This is a genomic window from Burkholderia sp. DN3021 (genome assembly GCF_049805555.1).
Classification (GTDB): domain Bacteria; phylum Pseudomonadota; class Gammaproteobacteria; order Burkholderiales; family Burkholderiaceae; genus Burkholderia; species Burkholderia pyrrocinia_C.
This window is the reverse complement of sequence record NZ_JBNCAB010000277.1, coordinates 1-550: the sequence shown is the minus strand read 5'-3', so window position 1 is coordinate 550 and position 550 is coordinate 1. Positions and strand designations below refer to the sequence as shown.

Annotated in this window: 1 protein-coding gene; it reads left to right on the top strand. The window is 65.1% G+C overall.

Translation table 11 applies throughout. The features are described 5' to 3' along the window. Positions 1-550 (top strand): IS66 family transposase zinc-finger binding domain-containing protein (locus ACPUER_RS37075; RefSeq protein ID WP_425133617.1); only part of this gene is annotated, 550 nt, incomplete at both ends.

Here is a 550-nt window from a genome sequence, read left to right as displayed (position 1 = left end):
GGCCCTGGTGCTCGCGCAGCAGGCGTCGCTGCTTGAACAGCAAGCCTCGATCGCAACCATGGTGCGGGAGATCGCCGTCCGCGACGACGAAATCGAGCGCCTGAAGGCGCAGATCGACAAGCTCAGGCGGATGTACTTCGGGAGCAAGTCCGAGAAACTGGCCCGGCAGATCGATAAACTCGAGGCGCAGTTGGAAGACCTGACGGCCGGCCAGGGTGCTGCAGAGATGCGAGGGCAGCGAGACAAGATGTCGAAGGCGCCACCCGGTCGAGCGCCCACGCGAGAGCCGCTGCCGCCGCACTTGCCACGCGACGAAATCGAGCTCACGCCGGATCCGGCTTGCCCCAAGTGCGCGACGACGATGCAGCGACTTGGCGAGGATGTATCCGAGCAGCTCGCCCGCGTGACGGCCGCGTTCAAAGTGATCCGCACGATTCGCCACAAGCTGTGCTGTCCTGATTGCGGCCACATCGAACAGCCCGCGATGCCCAGCCTGCCGATCGAGCACGGCATCGCGCATCCGAGCCTGCTGGCCGATATTGCGGTATCG